The sequence below is a fragment of the Rhodoferax ferrireducens genome (genome assembly GCF_031458075.1).
GTDB lineage: Bacteria > Pseudomonadota > Gammaproteobacteria > Burkholderiales > Burkholderiaceae_C > Rhodoferax_B > Rhodoferax_B ferrireducens_A.
In genome coordinates, this window is sequence record NZ_JAVDXT010000001.1 from 1,503,347 (window position 1) to 1,518,403 (window position 15,057).

Consider the following 15,057-nt stretch of genomic DNA (forward strand, 5'->3'; position numbering starts at 1 on the left):
GCAGGTGATACCTGCGCCAAAGCCATATTTTTTATAAATCTACACCAGGGCGATCAAGTCCGTCACGCCCACGTCCACACCTTGCTGGGCCAGCAGCGTGGTGACCTGGCCGCGGTGGTGGGTCTGGTGGTTGAAGAAATGCGTGAGCGCCTGCCACATCGGGTGCTGGCGTGGCGCGCCCTGCATGCTGGTGTAGGCCATGGTCCAGCTGGCCATGTCGTCCGGGGCCTCGGCCAGCCAGGTTTCGATGGCCGCGTCCAGCTGTTCGCGCCGGGCCTTGAGGCTGGCCCAGTCTGGGTAAAGTTGTGTATCCAGTGTGCAGCCCGGAGGCAGCTGGACCACCTGGGTCAGCGCGCTAAAGTCCACGCCGTGCGCGGCACCGGTGGCGATGAAGCGTTGCAGCCAGATCTGGTCGCCCACCATGAGGTGGTTCAGCGTGTGCTGGATGGAGCCGAAGAAGGCGCCCAGGTCCTGCTGGCGCACGGCTTCAGGGAGTTGTTCGCACGCTGTGTACACACGCTGGTTAAGCCAGCGGTTATAAAGGGCGAGGAAACGATAGTTGGCAGAGAATAGGTTATCCATCCTGCCATGGTGCCACGGTCCGTGAAAGCATTCCCACTTATGCCTACATCCAGTGTTCCGCCCAGTTACAAGGTGCTCGTTACCGGTGGCACCGGTTTTCTGGGCCAGGCCTTGTGCCAGATGCTGCTGTCCCAGGGCCACCGCCCCACGCTGTGGGTGCGCGATGCGGCCAAGGCCGAACGCTTGTACGGCCAGACGGTGCGGGCCGTGACCAGCCTGGACGCACTGGCGCCGGACGAGGTGTTCGACGCCATCTTCAATTTCTCGGGCGAACCGGTACTCGGGCCGCGCTGGACGCCGGCGCGCAAGCAGGTGCTGCACGCCAGCCGCAGCGGTGTGACCCAGGCCCTGGTGAACTGGGTGGCGCGGGCACAGTACAAGCCGCGCCTGCTGCTGTCGGCCTCGGCCATCGGCTACTACGGTACCCAGCCGCCCGGCGACCCGGCGGCGTTGGGCGAAGACGCGTCCGACCAGCCCATCTTCATGTCTGAGCTGTGCCAGCGCTGGGAGCAGGCCGCGCAGCGCATGGCTTCGCACGGCGTGGCGGTGGCCACCCTGCGCCTGGGCGTGGTGCTGGGCGAACAAGGGGCCTTGCCCAAGATGCTGCAGCCGTTCCGCTTTGGCGTGGGTGTGCAGATGGGGCGTGGCGACCAGGTGTTCAGCTGGGTGCATCTGGACGATGTGGTCGGCGTGGTCAGCCTGCTGCTGGCCCGACTGCACACCACGCCCGACGCGCTGCCCAGCGGCGCCTACAACCTGACCGCGCCGCTGCCCATCACCCAGAGCGAATTCACCCAGATCGCCGGCACGCAGCTGCGCTGCCTGGTGGCGCTGCCGGTGCCCGCGGCCTTGCTCGACATGCTGCTGGGCGAGCAGGCCAGCCTGCTGACCGAAGGCCAGCGCGTGGTGCCGCAGCGCCTGCTGGGCGAGGGCTACCGCTTCCGGTTTGAACATTTCGAGGCCGCACTGCGCGATATCGAGCAGCGGCGCGGGTAAATTCTGGGGATGACCCACCCTCCCTTGCATTCCCCCTTGCATCCCCTTCTGATTACCCAGCCGGTGCAGCAGCTGCTGGACCTGCTGCACAGCCATCCGCAGCGCCGCACCGTGGTTGGCCTGGTCGGCCTGCCAGGTTCCGGCAAAAGCACCATCGCCACCCAGCTGGCCGACGCCGTCAACGCCCAGGCCGGGCCGGGCAGCATGCTGGCGCTGGGCATGGACGGTTTCCATCTGCCGCGGGCGGCGCTGGCGCAGATGCCCGACCCGGCTGCAGCGCTGGCCCGGCGCGGCTCACCCTGGACCTTTGATGCTGCCGGGCTGGCCGACCGCCTGCGGGCCTTGCGCGCTGCACCTCTGACTGCCGGCGCCGCACCCGTGCCCTGGCCCGAGTTCGAGCACAGCGTGGGCGATCCGGTGGAGAACGCGGTCTGGGTGCCGCCCAGTACCCGGCTGGTGCTGGTCGAAGGCCTGTACCTGCTGCACCGCGAGCACGGCTGGAACCTGGACGGCTTGTTCGATACCTGCTGGTATCTGGATGTGCCCATGGAGGTTGCGCTGCAGCGCCTGGTGGCGCGGCACCAGGCGGCCTGGGGCTTCAGCCTGGCCCAGGCGCAGCACCGGGTGGCGCAGAACGACCAGCTCAACGCCGATACCGTGCTGCACAGCCGGGAGCGGGCCGACGGACTGGTGCAGTCCGTCCCGCTACCGAGTTAACCTTGCTTGCGCCGGCGCACCACCAGCACGCCGGCCAGGCCCAGACCGACCAGGGCCAACGAACCGGGCTCGGGCAATTCCACCGCCATCTGGTAGGGGCCGAAGCCATCGGCCGCGGCCTGCGCATTCGGACTGACGCCAAACGCAGCGCTGTAAGAGGATTCGCCGGCCACGCCCACGCCGGACAGGTCGGACGCGTACGACCACTGGATCGCGTTCACATCGGCGGCGATGAGCTCGATCCAGTAGGTGGTGTTGGCGGCCAGGGTGTAGCCCGAGGCCAGCGAGAAGCTGTAGGCCGCAAAGCCGGCTGACGAGATGCCCGCGCTGGACAGGCTGTTGAACGCGGCCAGGGTGCTACCCGGCGCGCCGCCGCTGCTGGACAGCAGGTTCACCTGGATGTCCGAGACGATGTCCGGCCCCAGGTTCATCAGCAGCGCCTGGACGGCGTTCAGCGTGCCGCCATTCGCATCGGTGGTGAAGGAGTTGGCCAGCGGGCCCGTGCCATACACCGCATCCGAGCCGGTTTGCGCGGCTTCCAGGTTGTTGTAGACCAGCGAGGCTTGTGCCGGCATCGCGGCGAGCAGCACGCAGGCGCTGGCCGACAGCAGGGCCGTGCGGAGGAACGAGGGGAGCTTGGAGAACATGGTATTTCCTGAAAGTCGAATAGGTTGGCGGCTCAGAGCAGCGGATCGCTGACGCCGTGCTTGCCGGTTTCCACATGGCCCGCACATTGGCAGACAAAGCTGGCGTCGGTGCTGGCCGTTACCATTAGGTCGTACCAGCGCGCGCTGGTCTGCAGCGTCCAGTCGGATCGGTAGCTGGCGCCCGGCGCCAAGGTTTGGTGCGAGGCGTTGCGCATGTACTGGTCGGTCACGGTGACGGTGGTGGCAGCCGTGCCGAGGTTGGTGACGATCAGCGAAATGCCGCCGCCCACCGTGTCGTACACGGTCTGCACCGCCAGATTCGCCGCCGCGCCGCCTAAGCTGCCGGCGAACTTGCGGAAGAAGCCGTTCGGCCCATAGACCGACAGGTCGTAGGCGCTGGAGCCGCTCTTTGGCATCCAAGTATCGGACAGGCTCTTGCCGGCCTCCACCGTATAGCCCCAGGGGCCGGTGCTGCCGCCGGCCACCGAGCTGTTGGCGGTGCGTACATGGAACCAGGCGCCGGCGCTGCCGGTATTGCTGAAGCTGATGCCAAAGGTCTGGCTGGCCGCATTGGCGACACCTTGGGCCTGCAGCTGGTAGGGCAGGGCGCGGGCCAGGCGGGCGCCGGCTTCCTGCACCGGCATGCTCTGGTTGGCCGGTGGCGTAACGGCCAGGTCCGGGTAGGTCTTGCCGCTGCTGACGTCGGACGCGGGTGGCACATAGGTGCTGGTGCTGGGCAGGCGCGAGGTTCCGCCACTGGCGATCGAGAAGTCCAGGGTCGAGCTCAGATCGCCGCAGACGGTACGGCGCCATGGGGTGATGTTCGGCTCCATCACGCCAAAGCGTTTTTCGATGAACTGCACGATGGAGGTGTGGTCGAACACCTGCGAGTTGACCCAGCCGCCCTTGCTCCAGGGCGAGACCACCAGCATCGGCACGCGCGCGCCCAGGCCGTAGGGGCCGGCGGGGTAGCTGGCCGTGCCGTTACCCGGGTAGATTTCATTCGCGGTGCTGACAGTGGACTTTCCCTGGGCGGCGGTCATCGGCGGGGTCGGCGGCACTACGTGGTCGAAGAAGCCATCGTTCTCGTCGTAGCAGATGATCAGCACGGTGCTGGCCCAGACGGCCGGGTTGGCGGTCAGCGCGGCCAGCACATTGTTCACGTACCAGGCGCCGTAGTTGGTCGGCCAGTTCGGGTGCTCGGTATAGGCCTCGGGGGCGGCGATCCACGATACCTGGGGCAGGGTGTTGTTCAGCACGTCGCTGCGCAGCTGGTCGAACAGCGCGCCGTTGTTGAAGGCGCCGTTGTTGTAGATATTGGTGCCGACGCGGGCGCGGTCGTACAGCGGATCGCCGGGCGCGGCGTTCTGGTACTGCTTGAAGTACAGCAGCGAGTTGTCGCCGTAGTTGCCGATGTAGGGCTGGCCGGTCCAGCCCCAGTAGCCTTCGGCGGTCAGGCCCACGCCGATGTCCTGGTAGATCCTCCAGCTGACGCCAGCGCTTTGCAGGCGCTCGGGATAGGTGCGCCAGTTGTAGCCGGCTTCGGCGTTCGTCACCACCGGGCCGTAGGGCGCGGCGCCATTGCCGTTGCTGCCCAGCACCACGTTGCCGGGCGTGCTGCCGGTGGCGTTGCCGTCGGCCGTCAGCGTGCCGTTCTGGCCGGACCAGCCAGTCCACAGGTAGTAGCGGTTGGGGTCGGTGGACGCCATGATCGAGCAGTGGTAGGCATCGCAGACGGTGAAGGCATCTGCCAGTGCAAAGTAGTAGGGGATGTCCGAGCGCTGCAGGTAGCCCATGGTCTTGCTGGTCTTGTTCGGAATCCACTTGTCGTAGAGGCCGTTGTTCCAGGCGCCGTGCGCGTCTTTCCAGGAATGCGCGAGGTCGGCCAAAAAGGCCAGGCCCAGGTCGGCGCCCGCGGGGCGGAACGGCAGCAGCGTGGCCGGGCTTTGCGCCACGCCGGCTGCATTCAGGTTCGGCTGCTGGAACACCGAGTTGCCCGAGCCATACAAGCGCACGGCCCGCGGGTCGCTGAAGCCGCGCACGCCACGCAGCGTGCCGAAGTAGTGGTCGAACGAGCGGTTCTCCTGCATCAGCACCACGATGTGCTGCACGTCCTGGATGGTGCCGGTGACGGAATTCGCGGGGATGGCCAGCGCATTCTTGATGGCGTCAGGCAGCACGGTGGTCAGCCCGGCAGCGGCGGCGCCGCGGAGCAGGGAACGGCGGTCGATGGAAGTCATGGGGGGATCCTTCTTGTGGTTCTGGCGTGCAGCATCCAGGCAGACGGCCATCTTCTGCCGCAGTTGTTACACATCTGTGTCAGCCCACCCCCGGTGCGCATTTGCTTGTGTAAAGCCGGTGCTTCTGTGGCTATCATCCAGAACGCATCCGGCCCATGGGTGCTATCTAATTGAGAGCTTGTGGCGCTGGTATTACCTGTGCTGCAGGCCTGTTTCTTATAAATTTCGGCTGATCTATGAAGCGACTTACCGCATGACTCTTGCCGTTTGCACCATGGTGCTGGGCACCACCAGTGGCGCCGGCAAGAGCTGGCTGACCACCGCGCTGTGCCGCCACTACGCCCGCCAAGGCTTGAAGGTGGCGCCGTTCAAGGCGCAGAACATGAGCAATAACGCGCGAGTGGTTGCCGGTGGTGAGATTGGCAGCGCCCAGTACTTCCAGGCGCTGGCCGCGCGCGCCGTGCCCGAGGTGCGGATGAACCCACTGCTGCTCAAGCCCGAGCGCGACACGCACAGCCAGGTGGTGCTGCTGGGCCAGGTCAGCGCCGAGTTGACGGGCATGGACTGGCGCAGCCGCAGTGCCAAGGTCTGGCCGGTGGTAGCCGAGTCGCTGGATGCGCTGCGCGCCGAGAACGACGTGGTGGTGATCGAAGGCGCGGGCTCGCCGGCCGAGATCAACCTCAGCAGCAGCGACATCGTCAACATGCGTGTGGCCCGGCATGCCGACGCCCGCTGCCTGCTGGTCACCGACATCGACCGCGGCGGCGCGTTCGCCCATTTGTACGGCACCTGGGCCTTGCTGCCCGAGGCCGACCGGGCCTTGCTGCGCGGCTTTGTGCTGAACAAGTTCCGCGGCAATGCGGCCTTGCTGTCCCCCGGCCCCGAGCAGTTGCAGGCGCTGACCGGCGTGCCTACCGTGGCCACCTTGCCGATGTGGTGGCGGCATGGCCTGCCCGAGGAGGATGGGGTGTTTGACGACCGCTCCCAAGCCACTGGCGTGGTCACCCGCACCGTGGCCATCGTGGCCTATCCGCGCATCAGCAATCTGGACGAATTCCAGCACCTGAAGAACATGCCCGGTGTGCGCCTGGTGTGGGCGCGCAGCCCGGCGGCCTTGGCCGGGGTCGACACCATCATCCTGCCCGGCTCCAAGCACACCAGCAGCGACCTGGCCTGGCTGCGCCAGCAGGGCCTGGATGCGGCGATCTGCCAGCATGAGGCACAGGGCGGGGCAGTGCTGGGCATCTGCGGTGGCCTGCAAATGCTGGGCGAGGCGCTGATCGACACCCACGGCATCGACGGCAACGCGCCCGGCCTGGGCCTGCTGCCGCTGGTCACCCAGTTCGAACTGGCGAAGACGGTGCAGCATAAGCAGGCGGTGTTTGCCTCCGACACGGCCGGGTCCTGGGCAGCGCTGGCTGGGGTGGCGGTGGCCGGCTACGAGATCCACCATGGCCAGACCCAGCAGCATGCGGCCATGGCCCGGGCCGGCGATGTGGCGCGCGCCGTGTTGCCCGACGGCCTGGGCTGGCAAAACGCGGCCGGCAATGTGCTGGGCCTGTACCTGCACGGCTTGCTGGAAGGCCCGGCGGTACTGCGCGCGCTGTTTGGCGCCACGGTGCCGACGCTGGACACGGTATTCGACGGCCTGGCGGACTTCGCCGAGGCGCATTTTTCGGCCGGATTTTTGGCTTCGCTGGTGCATCGCAGCTGATTACACTGCGCCATGGTGTTGCAAACTGTGGCCGCGATGGAGTGCATATGCTGACGCCCGGCGGCGCTGCAAGCCGTGCCTGGCGCCAGCTGCAGCAAGCCCTGGTGGCCTGCTGGCGCGACCCTGCGGCCACAGCCGAGCAGGCCGCCAGCTACCGAGGCCGCCAATACCACGCGGTGCTGCGCCAGCTGCCGATGAGCAGTTCGGGCAATGCGGTGACCGCACTGGCGCTGTGTGCGATCTTCTGGAACAAGGCCGACCGTGGCATTTTGCTGGGTTTGACTCTGGTGATCTGGATACTGGGCGCCATCAACTTCTGGCTATGGCAGCAGCGCAAACCCATGGCGGCGTCCACCCCCGTTTCCATCCGCACGCTGCGTGCGTTCGCGCTGCTGATTGCGGCTGCGGCAGCCTGCTTTGTGGCGATGTTGGGTTATCTGTTTGGGGTGGCCGATGGCGGCGGGCGGTTGTTGCTGACGGCGGTGCTGGCCGCCTTTATCGCCATGGGCAGCTGGATGTGTGCCTGCCTGCCTCTTACGGGCATCGCCTGGGGGCTGACCATGTGCGCGGGGACGGCACTCATCTTTGCGACCCGCCAGGAGATGGTCTATACCTATCTTCTGGGGCTGCTGGGCGTCTATACCGTGGTGGTGGTGGCCACGGTGCTGGTGAGTTCGCGGGTGTTTTTGGCCGGGCTCAAGGCCGAGACGGAAATCGAGCGGCAGAAGCAGCTGGTGGGCTTGCTGCTGAATGACTTTGAGGCCAACGCCAGCGACTGGCTATGGGAGACTGACCGCCAGGGCTGCCTGAGCCATGTGTCCGTGCGTCTGGCCGAGGCCATGGGCGTGGCACCGGCTGCGCTGCAGGGGCGTCCGCTGCTGGAGTTGCTGGCCTCCATGCACCCGCTGCCGACCAACGACCAGGCGGCGATGTTGGCGGGCCTGGGGGCCTGCCTGGCGCAGGGCTCGCCGTTTCGGGATCTGGTGGTGTCCGCGCAGGTGGCGGGCCAGCCCCAGTGGTGGTCGTTGACCGCCAAACCGCTGCTGGATGCGTCGGGCCGGCACCAGGGCTGGCGCGGCGTGGGTTCGAACATCACCGCGGTACGCCAGCGCGAGCTGGAGATGCAGCGCCTGGCCCATGTGGACACCCTGACCGGGCTGGCGAACCGCCACCAGTTCGGCCAGCGCCTGGCCGGCTACTTTGCCTCGGGGCAGGCGGTGGTGCCTTGCAGCTTGCTGCTGCTGGACCTGGACAATTTCAAAACCGTCAACGATTCGCTGGGCCATGCGGTGGGCGACCAGCTGTTGCAGGAAGTGGCCCGGCGTTTGTCTGCACAGGTGGGGGCCGATGCGCTGCTGGCCCGCCTGGGCGGTGATGAGTTTGCGCTGATCGTTCGCGGCCGCTTGTCGCGCGAACAGGCCGAACGCTACGGTGCCCAGCTGCAGGCCGCACTGGCCCAGCCCTGGCGGGTCGACAACCACAGCATCGAGGTGCATGCCAGCATCGGCGTGGGCTTTGCACCGGCCGATGCGGGCACGGCCGAGCAATTGCTCAAGGTCAGCGACATGGCCTTGTACGCGGCCAAGGCTGCAGGCCGCCACACGCTGCGGTTTTTTGACCCGGCGATGGATGTGCGGGCCCGGCACAAGCTGGGCCTGCTGAGCGACCTGGGCCTGGCCTTGCAACGCGGTGAGTTCGTGCTGCATTACCAGCCGCAGATGGAGCTGGCCAGTGGCGCATTGCTGGGCTTTGAGGCGCTGGTGCGCTGGCAGCACCCGGTGCGTGGCCTGGTGTCGCCGCTGGAGTTCATCAGCCTGGCCGAAGAGAGCGGTTTGATCGTACCCCTGGGCGCCTGGGTGATGCGCCAGGCCTGTCTGGATGCGATGCACTGGCCGGCCCATCTGCGGGTGGCGGTGAATTTGTCGGCCGTGCAGTTTGGCAATGCCGATGTGCTGCACACCCTGCAGGATGCACTGCAGCACAGCGGCCTGGCCTGCGAGCGGCTGGAGTTGGAGATCACCGAGTCCACGCTGATGCGCGACAGCCAGGCCGCGCTGCAGGTGCTGCATGCGTTGCGCAGCCAGGGCGTGCGGGTGGCGCTGGACGACTTCGGCACCGGCTATTCGTCGCTTTCGTACCTGCGCAGCTTTCCGCTCGACAAGCTGAAGATCGACCGCTCCTTCATCAGTCTGATGGACAACCCTGCGGGCGACAGCAGTGCGGTGGCCATCGTGCAAGCCATCATCCAGCTGGCCCAGGCATTGCATTTGGAGACCACGGCCGAGGGCGTGGAGACCCTGGCCCAGCGCGACACCTTGCGCCGCATAGGTTGCCTGCAGGCCCAGGGCTACCTGATCGCCAAGCCCATGGATGCGCTGCAGACCCGCAGCTTCATTGCGGGCTGGCTGGTGGCGCCACCCTCAGGATTGGTGGCCTGAAGCTTTAGCGCGCGGGCCGCTGGTAGCCGGCCAGGTCGGCCGCCGATGCGGTGTACGCATGCAGCACGCCGGGCAGCAAGACGTAGCCGTCGACCAGGGTAGCGGCTGCGCCCCCGGTGGTGAAGCTGCAGCCGGTGGTCTTGTCCAGCGGGCACTGGATGGAGGCGGCCAAGGGGTCGGCTGCGTCCATCTTGAAGTACACGTCGAACTGTTCGCCCGAGCCGGTTTGCGTCACGCTGTAGTCGTTGTCGGTGCCGGCCAGCACCAGATAGCGGCCGTTCGCCAGCTGAGGGCCGATGGCCAGGCCTTCCCATTTTTCGGGCGACTTGTTGCCCAGCGCAGGCAGGGTGTTGGCTGCCAGGTCGATGATTTTGGGGCCCTTGCTGGCAGGCACCACGCCGGCTGGCAGCGCATTGCCGCTGGCGGGCAGCACGGTGTTGGACACATCGCTGGCGCCGGCCAGGCTGATGCGGTAGACGCTTTTGTCCGGGCTGGCCAGGGTGGCACCCGCGCCTACACCGCGGTTGTTGCGTTCCAGTACCCAGAAGTCCGTGCCGTTGATGGCTACCAGAGCCGACACGCCCTGGCCCTGGCCGGCGCGGTCCATCAGGTAGGCGTATTGCGCGACGGCTTGCCCGCTGGCGGTGTCGAACTTGACGATACGTGCAAAGCGGCCGTCCTTGCTGCCGCCTTCGTCCAGCATCGGGCTTTGCAGCATGGCATAGGCAAACGCGCCATCGGGACTGATCGCCAGTCCCTCAAAGCCGCGGTTATGCCGCTTGCCCGCGTTGCTGTCGGCATCGTCTCCGTGGTTGATCTGGCCGCTGGCGGTGTTGCGTGGCAGCAGGTTGGCGGGGGTGGCGAAGGCGCGCACGAACTGGCCGCTGGGATTGAACTCGTACAGCGATGGCCCGTATTCATCCGACACCAGGAAGTTACCGCTGCGTGGGTGCACCACAAAGCCTTCGGGGTCCAGCGCCAGGCCGCGCTGGTTGGCCGGCTTGGGCGCCAGGCCATTGAAGGGCTTGCCTTGCGCATCGGCGAACAGCACGGTTTGCACGACCTTGAAGTTGGCAATCGCGCCGCTTGCCGGGTCGATGTCCAGTGTGAAGCGCTGGACCCGGGTTGCATAGTCGATCAGGCCACCACCCGGCCCCCGGTCGGACAGTCCCCACCAGGTGTTGCGCTGCGGATCGAAATAAATATCGGAGAAGAAGCCCACCCGGCCCTGGTTGGCGCCCGGCACGCCGGTGGCATCCAGGGTGTTGCCGGGGATGGCCAGGCCGTTGACGAAGACGGGCTGGGCGTAGACAGTGCCGGCCAGCAGGGCGGTGCTTGCCGCAAGGGCGGAGAAGAGGGCTTTCACGGGCGAATTCCTGGGTGGCAAACCCATGAGTCTGCGCCGTGAAAATGTCAGCGCCGTGACGGCGGCGCAGGTGTCTACTTCAAGCTACCCGACAAAAACTGCTGCAGCCGCACGCTCTTGGGCTGGGCCAGCACCTCGCGCGGCACGCCTTGCTCCTCGATGCAGCCCTTGTGCAGAAACACCAGGTGGTTGGCCACCTCGCGGGCAAAGCCCATCTCGTGGGTCACCACCACCATGGTCCGGCCTTCCTGGGCCAGGGTCTGCATCACCTTCAGCACCTCGGACACCAGCTCGGGGTCGAGCGCGCTGGTCGGTTCGTCGAACAGCATCACCTCGGGCTCGATGGCCAGGGCCCGGGCAATCGCCACCCGCTGCTGCTGGCCGCCGCTCATGTGGGCCGGGTAGCTGTCTTCCTTGCCCTGCAGGTCCACCAGCTTCAAATACTTGCGGGCGCGCTCGATCGCTTCGTCCTTGGACACACCGAGTACGTGGATGGGCGCTTCGATGATGTTCTGCAGCACCGTCATATGGGCCCACAGGTTGAAATGCTGGAACACCATGGCCAGCCGGGTGCGCATGCGCTGCAGCTGCTTGGCCTCGGCAGCTACCAGCTCGCCATTCTTGTCGGCCACCAGTTTCAGCTCTTCACCGGCGACGACGATGCGCCCGGCATTCGGCTTCTCCAGCAGGTTCATGCAGCGCAGAAAGGTGCTCTTGCCCGAGCCCGAGCTGCCGATGATGCTGATCACGTCGCCGGCGCGGGCTTCGAGCGACACGCCTTTGAGCACCTCGTTGGAGCCGAACTTCTTGTGGATGTCGATGGCCTGGAGTTTCAGGGGCTTGGTGGTCATAGCAAAGTCATTTCAAAAAATTCAGGCGCCCAGCAGGTTGCCGGTACGGAACGGCACGCTGCCCGCGATATTGGCCAGGTCGTCGCCAGGGGTGGCATAGCGTTCGGTGGTGCGGGCGTACAGCACGCCGGGCACCTCGGCGCGCAGCGCGTGTACCGTGCCGTTCACCGGGTCGATCACCTCGGCTACCAGTTCACCCAGGGCCAGGCGGTCGCCGGGCTTGGCCGCAAACACCAGCACGCCGGGCACCGGGGACTTGACACACTGTGCACCCGCCAAGGGCGTGGCCGCGCAGGCCAGTTCGGGCAGGGGTGGGGCGGTGCCGCCGACCACGCCCAAGTGCTGCAGGTAGGTCAGAATGGCGCTGGCATCGGCCTTGGCGTAGGCATGGCTGACGTCGGCTTCGCCGCGCAGTTCCACCGTGGTGCTGCAGCAGGCCTGGGGCAGGGCGATGCCCAGCTTGTCGGCCAGCTGCCACCACAGGCCGGAAAGGGATTCGTCGAACGACAGGCCGCCCGAGTTCTTGGCCAGCAGCACGGCCTGGGCACCCAGCAGGCGTGCCAGCGGCTCGAATGTGGGCCAGCACGGCGCCTCGGTGTAGAGGTGCATCACGGCTTCGCAGTCGCAGTGCAGATCCAGCACCACGTCAGCGTCATAGGCCAGGCTGACCAGTTGCTTGCGCTGGCTGGCGAGTTCGGTGGCGGGCTCCCAATCGCGCAGGTAGGCGGCCACGGCCTGACGTACCGTGCGCACATTGGCTTCTGCATCGGCGCCCATTTTGTCCTGCACCTGCGGCAGTACGGCGGCGCAGAAGTCCGGGTAGTGGCGGTTGAAGTTTTCCGAGCTGTTCAGGTCGAACCGGCCCATGGGTTTGTTGTCTAGGCGCTGGGCCAGGCCGATGGGGTTGGCCATGGGCACCAGGATGATTTCGCCCTGGATCTGGCCCCGGGCCTCGGCCTGCTCCAGCATGCGGCGCAGGTGGTGGGCGGCCAGCATGCCCGGCAGTTCTTCTGCATGCAGGCTGGCCTGGATATACACCTTGGGCCGGGCACCATTGGTGCCGAAATGGAGGCTGGTAAGGGTTTTCTGGCTGCCCAAGCTTTGGCTGCGCAATACATGGTCGGTACGCTGCATAGGTTCAATCTGTGTCAATGTTTACGCGGAGCCAAATAAGCCAAGAAATGCCGCTCGGCCAGCCGGAACATGGCAATCAAGGCAAAGGTGCCGACCAGGTAGATTGCGGCGGCAAATAAATAGGCCTCGAACGGCAGATAGAAGTCGGAATAGATGCGGCTGGCCGCCGCCGTCACATCCAGCAACCCCGGCACCGCACTGGCCAGGCTGGTGCTTTGCAGCATCATCACCACCTCGTTGCTATAGGCCGGCAGGGTGCGCCGCATGGCGCTGGGCAGCACCACCCGGGCCAGGATCTTGAAGCGGCCCATGCCAAACGACTGCGCAGCCTCGATCTCGCCCGCGTTGGTCTCGCGGATGGCCCCGGCCAGCATCTCGGCGGTATAGCCGGCGGTATTCAATGCAAACGCCAGCAGGGCGCAGAAGAATGCATCCTTGAAATAGACCCAAGGCCACAGCGTGTCCCAACGCGCCTGGATCCAGTCCAGCTGGGCCAGGCCGTAGTAAATCAGATACACCTGGATCAGCAGCGGCGTGCCGCGGATCACAAAGGTATAGGCACCCACCAGCCGGCGCAAGAAGGCGCTATTACTGGTCAGCGCCAGCGCAAACAGCAGGGCCAGCACCGCACCGATGGCCACCGAGGCGCACAGCAGCCACAAGGTGGTCAGGATGCCTTCGCCGAACATTGCCAGGCTCTCGGCCCGGAATATGACTTCCCAGTTCATTACAAGCTAATCCTCTTGGTTCCGAGGCTATAGCGCTCGTTGAGCTTGCGCAGCACCTGCAGCGACACCCAGGTGTAGACCAGGAACAGCCCACCCGCAAACAGCAGGAAGGCAAACGGCGAACGGGTGGCCGCACTGGCCTGCTTGGCCAGGTAGGTCATCTCCTGCAGGCCGATCAGGCTCACCAGGGCCGTGGCCTTGATCAGCACCAGCCAGTTATTGGTAAAGCCGGGCAGGGCATAGCGCACCATCTGCGGTGCCGTGATGCGCAAAAACGCCTGCTGGGGCCCCATGCCGAAGGCCGCAGCCGCTTCGAACTGGCCGCGCGGGATCGCCATGATGGCGCCGCGGAAAGTCTCGGTCATGTAGGCACCGTAGATGAAACCCAGGGTCAGGACCCCGGCAAAGAACGGGTTCAGGTCCAGCGTCGCCTCGCTGCCGGCCATCTCCAGCAGGGCATTCACGCCAATCGTGCCGCCGTAGAACACCAGCAGCATCAGCACCAGGTCGGGGATGCCGCGGATCACGGTGGTGTACAGGGTGGCGGGGACCACCAGCACCGGCCGGCCCGAGAGCTTGGCGGCGGCGCCCAGCAGACCCAGCAGCACCGAGACCACCAGCGCGGCCAGGGAGACGCCGACTGTCAGGCCTGCGCCGTGAAGAATCGACCAGTAGTAATCAGACAAGGCAAAAGCTTCCGGAAGGAAAAGGACAAGCAAAAGAACAAGCCGTGGTGGCCGCTACCGGCAATATACCGGTGCGCTCCAACCACGGCCTTGGGTCTACGGCTTACTTGGTGCCGTAGACGTCCATTTTGAAGTATTTGTCGTTGATGGTCTTGTAGGTGCCATTGGCACGGATGGTCTTGATGGCGGCATTCAGCTCATCCTTCAAGGCCTTGTCGCCCTTGCGGATGGCTACACCGGCACCGCCGCCAAAGTACTTGGGGATGTACAGCTCTGGGCCGACCGCCACGTAGTCTTTGCCTTCGGGCTTGCTCAGGAAGCCGCCAGTGACTTCGACGATGTCGGCCACGGTGCCGTCCAGGCGACCCGACTTGATGTCCAGATAGACCTGGTCCTGGGCTTCGTAAGGGGTGACGACGACGCCAACCTTCTTCAGTTCGCCATTCGCGTATTTCTCTTGGGTGCTGCCCTTCAGCACGCCGATCTTCTTGCCCTTGAGGGAAGCCACATCGCTGAACTTGATGTCGTTCTTGATGATGATCTTGGAGGGGGTGTTGTAGTACTTGTCGGTGAAGTCCACCACCTTGAGGCGGTCTTCGGTGATCGACATCGAGCTGATGATGGCGTCGTATTTCTTGGCTTGCAGGCCGGGGATCATGCTGTCCCAGACCTGTTCGACGAACACGCATTTGCGTTTGATTTGTTCGCACAGGGCGCTGGCGATGTCCACGTCAAAGCCGGTGGGCTTGCCGTCGGCGGTCTTGAAGGTGAAGGGCTCGTAGGTCGGGTCGATGGCGACCTTGAGGTCTTTGCCTTGGGCCAGGGCCGCAACCGACAACGCGCTGAGTGCGAGAGTCAAAACGATTTTTTTCATCAATATTTCCTGTTAATACGGTGGTCAAAAAGAAGAGTCGCTGAACACCTTTGAGCCTTCAAATTCTAGGCTCCAAAGTGGTGC

At 65.6% G+C, this 15,057-nt stretch carries 13 protein-coding genes; 4 read left to right on the forward strand and 9 right to left on the reverse strand.

Annotation, left to right across the window (positions count from 1 at the left end):
• Positions 1–39: 39 nt before the first annotated feature.
• On the reverse strand, positions 40–582 hold the full coding sequence (locus J2X19_RS07025; RefSeq protein WP_310371880.1) for a DinB family protein: 543 nt from the start codon (positions 580–582) through the stop codon (positions 40–42).
• Between the two features lie 39 nt (positions 583–621).
• Between J2X19_RS07025 and J2X19_RS07030 the strand changes: the two genes are divergently transcribed.
• Positions 622–1,578, forward strand: a complete 957-nt coding sequence (locus J2X19_RS07030) for a TIGR01777 family oxidoreductase (protein WP_310371882.1) — start codon at positions 622–624, stop codon at positions 1,576–1,578.
• Positions 1,579–1,614: 36 nt separating this feature from the next.
• Positions 1,615–2,295, forward strand: a complete 681-nt coding sequence (locus tag J2X19_RS07035; protein ID WP_310371884.1) for a nucleoside/nucleotide kinase family protein — start codon at positions 1,615–1,617, stop codon at positions 2,293–2,295.
• Here J2X19_RS07035 and J2X19_RS07040 read toward each other — a convergent pair.
• Both J2X19_RS07040 and J2X19_RS07045 read right to left on the reverse strand, forming a co-directional pair.
• Positions 2,292–2,942 (reverse strand): choice-of-anchor R domain-containing protein, encoded by a 651-nt coding sequence (locus tag J2X19_RS07040; protein ID WP_310371886.1) that lies wholly within the window; start codon positions 2,940–2,942, stop codon positions 2,292–2,294. The genes J2X19_RS07035 and J2X19_RS07040 overlap by 4 nt on opposite strands.
• 32 nt (positions 2,943–2,974) lie before the next feature.
• A complete protein-coding gene (locus J2X19_RS07045) occupies positions 2,975–5,182 on the reverse strand; it encodes a phosphocholine-specific phospholipase C (protein WP_310371888.1) in 2,208 nt (735 codons plus the stop codon).
• A gap of 253 nt (positions 5,183–5,435) precedes the next feature.
• Between J2X19_RS07045 and J2X19_RS07050 the strand changes: the two genes are divergently transcribed.
• Positions 5,436–6,896 (forward strand): cobyric acid synthase, encoded by a 1,461-nt coding sequence (locus tag J2X19_RS07050; protein ID WP_405048599.1) that lies wholly within the window; start codon positions 5,436–5,438, stop codon positions 6,894–6,896.
• A gap of 47 nt (positions 6,897–6,943) precedes the next feature.
• Positions 6,944–9,334 (forward strand): putative bifunctional diguanylate cyclase/phosphodiesterase, encoded by a 2,391-nt coding sequence (locus J2X19_RS07055; protein ID WP_310371891.1) that lies wholly within the window; start codon positions 6,944–6,946, stop codon positions 9,332–9,334.
• Positions 9,335–9,338: 4 nt separating this feature from the next.
• On the opposite strand, the gene J2X19_RS07060 is transcribed toward J2X19_RS07055, so the two are convergent.
• From J2X19_RS07060 to J2X19_RS07085, 6 genes are all read right to left on the reverse strand, one after another.
• A complete protein-coding gene (locus tag J2X19_RS07060) occupies positions 9,339–10,700 on the reverse strand; it encodes an esterase-like activity of phytase family protein (protein WP_310371893.1) in 1,362 nt (453 codons plus the stop codon).
• A gap of 74 nt (positions 10,701–10,774) precedes the next feature.
• Positions 10,775–11,551, reverse strand: a complete 777-nt coding sequence (locus J2X19_RS07065; protein ID WP_310371895.1) for an ABC transporter ATP-binding protein — start codon at positions 11,549–11,551, stop codon at positions 10,775–10,777.
• A 21-nt stretch (positions 11,552–11,572) separates the two neighbouring features.
• Positions 11,573–12,685 (reverse strand): succinylglutamate desuccinylase/aspartoacylase family protein, encoded by a 1,113-nt coding sequence (locus tag J2X19_RS07070; RefSeq protein WP_310371897.1) that lies wholly within the window; start codon positions 12,683–12,685, stop codon positions 11,573–11,575.
• 14 nt (positions 12,686–12,699) lie between these two features.
• Positions 12,700–13,413, reverse strand: coding sequence for an ABC transporter permease (locus J2X19_RS07075; protein ID WP_310371899.1), 714 nt, complete (start codon positions 13,411–13,413; stop codon positions 12,700–12,702).
• A complete protein-coding gene (locus J2X19_RS07080; RefSeq protein WP_310371901.1) occupies positions 13,413–14,099 on the reverse strand; it encodes an ABC transporter permease in 687 nt (228 codons plus the stop codon). The genes J2X19_RS07075 and J2X19_RS07080 overlap by 1 nt, the downstream gene beginning before the upstream one ends.
• A 103-nt stretch (positions 14,100–14,202) precedes the next feature.
• On the reverse strand, positions 14,203–14,973 hold the full coding sequence (locus tag J2X19_RS07085; RefSeq protein WP_116608172.1) for a lysine/arginine/ornithine ABC transporter substrate-binding protein: 771 nt from the start codon (positions 14,971–14,973) through the stop codon (positions 14,203–14,205).
• Positions 14,974–15,057: the final 84 nt, after the last annotated feature.

Coding starts and splice junctions, on each gene's coding strand:
- J2X19_RS07025 (WP_310371880.1), bottom strand. CDS start 582: ATGGATAACCTATTCTCTGCCAACTATCGTTTCCTCGCCCTTTATAAC.
- J2X19_RS07030 (WP_310371882.1), top strand. CDS start 622: ATGCCTACATCCAGTGTTCCGCCCAGTTACAAGGTGCTCGTTACCGGT.
- J2X19_RS07040 (WP_310371886.1), bottom strand. CDS start 2,942: ATGTTCTCCAAGCTCCCCTCGTTCCTCCGCACGGCCCTGCTGTCGGCC.
- J2X19_RS07045 (WP_310371888.1), bottom strand. CDS start 5,182: ATGACTTCCATCGACCGCCGTTCCCTGCTCCGCGGCGCCGCCGCTGCC.
- J2X19_RS07050 (WP_405048599.1), top strand. CDS start 5,436: ATGACTCTTGCCGTTTGCACCATGGTGCTGGGCACCACCAGTGGCGCC.
- J2X19_RS07055 (WP_310371891.1), top strand. CDS start 6,944: ATGCTGACGCCCGGCGGCGCTGCAAGCCGTGCCTGGCGCCAGCTGCAG.
- J2X19_RS07065 (WP_310371895.1), bottom strand. CDS start 11,551: ATGACCACCAAGCCCCTGAAACTCCAGGCCATCGACATCCACAAGAAG.
- J2X19_RS07070 (WP_310371897.1), bottom strand. CDS start 12,685: ATGCAGCGTACCGACCATGTATTGCGCAGCCAAAGCTTGGGCAGCCAG.
- J2X19_RS07075 (WP_310371899.1), bottom strand. CDS start 13,413: ATGAACTGGGAAGTCATATTCCGGGCCGAGAGCCTGGCAATGTTCGGC.
- J2X19_RS07085 (WP_116608172.1), bottom strand. CDS start 14,973: ATGAAAAAAATCGTTTTGACTCTCGCACTCAGCGCGTTGTCGGTTGCG.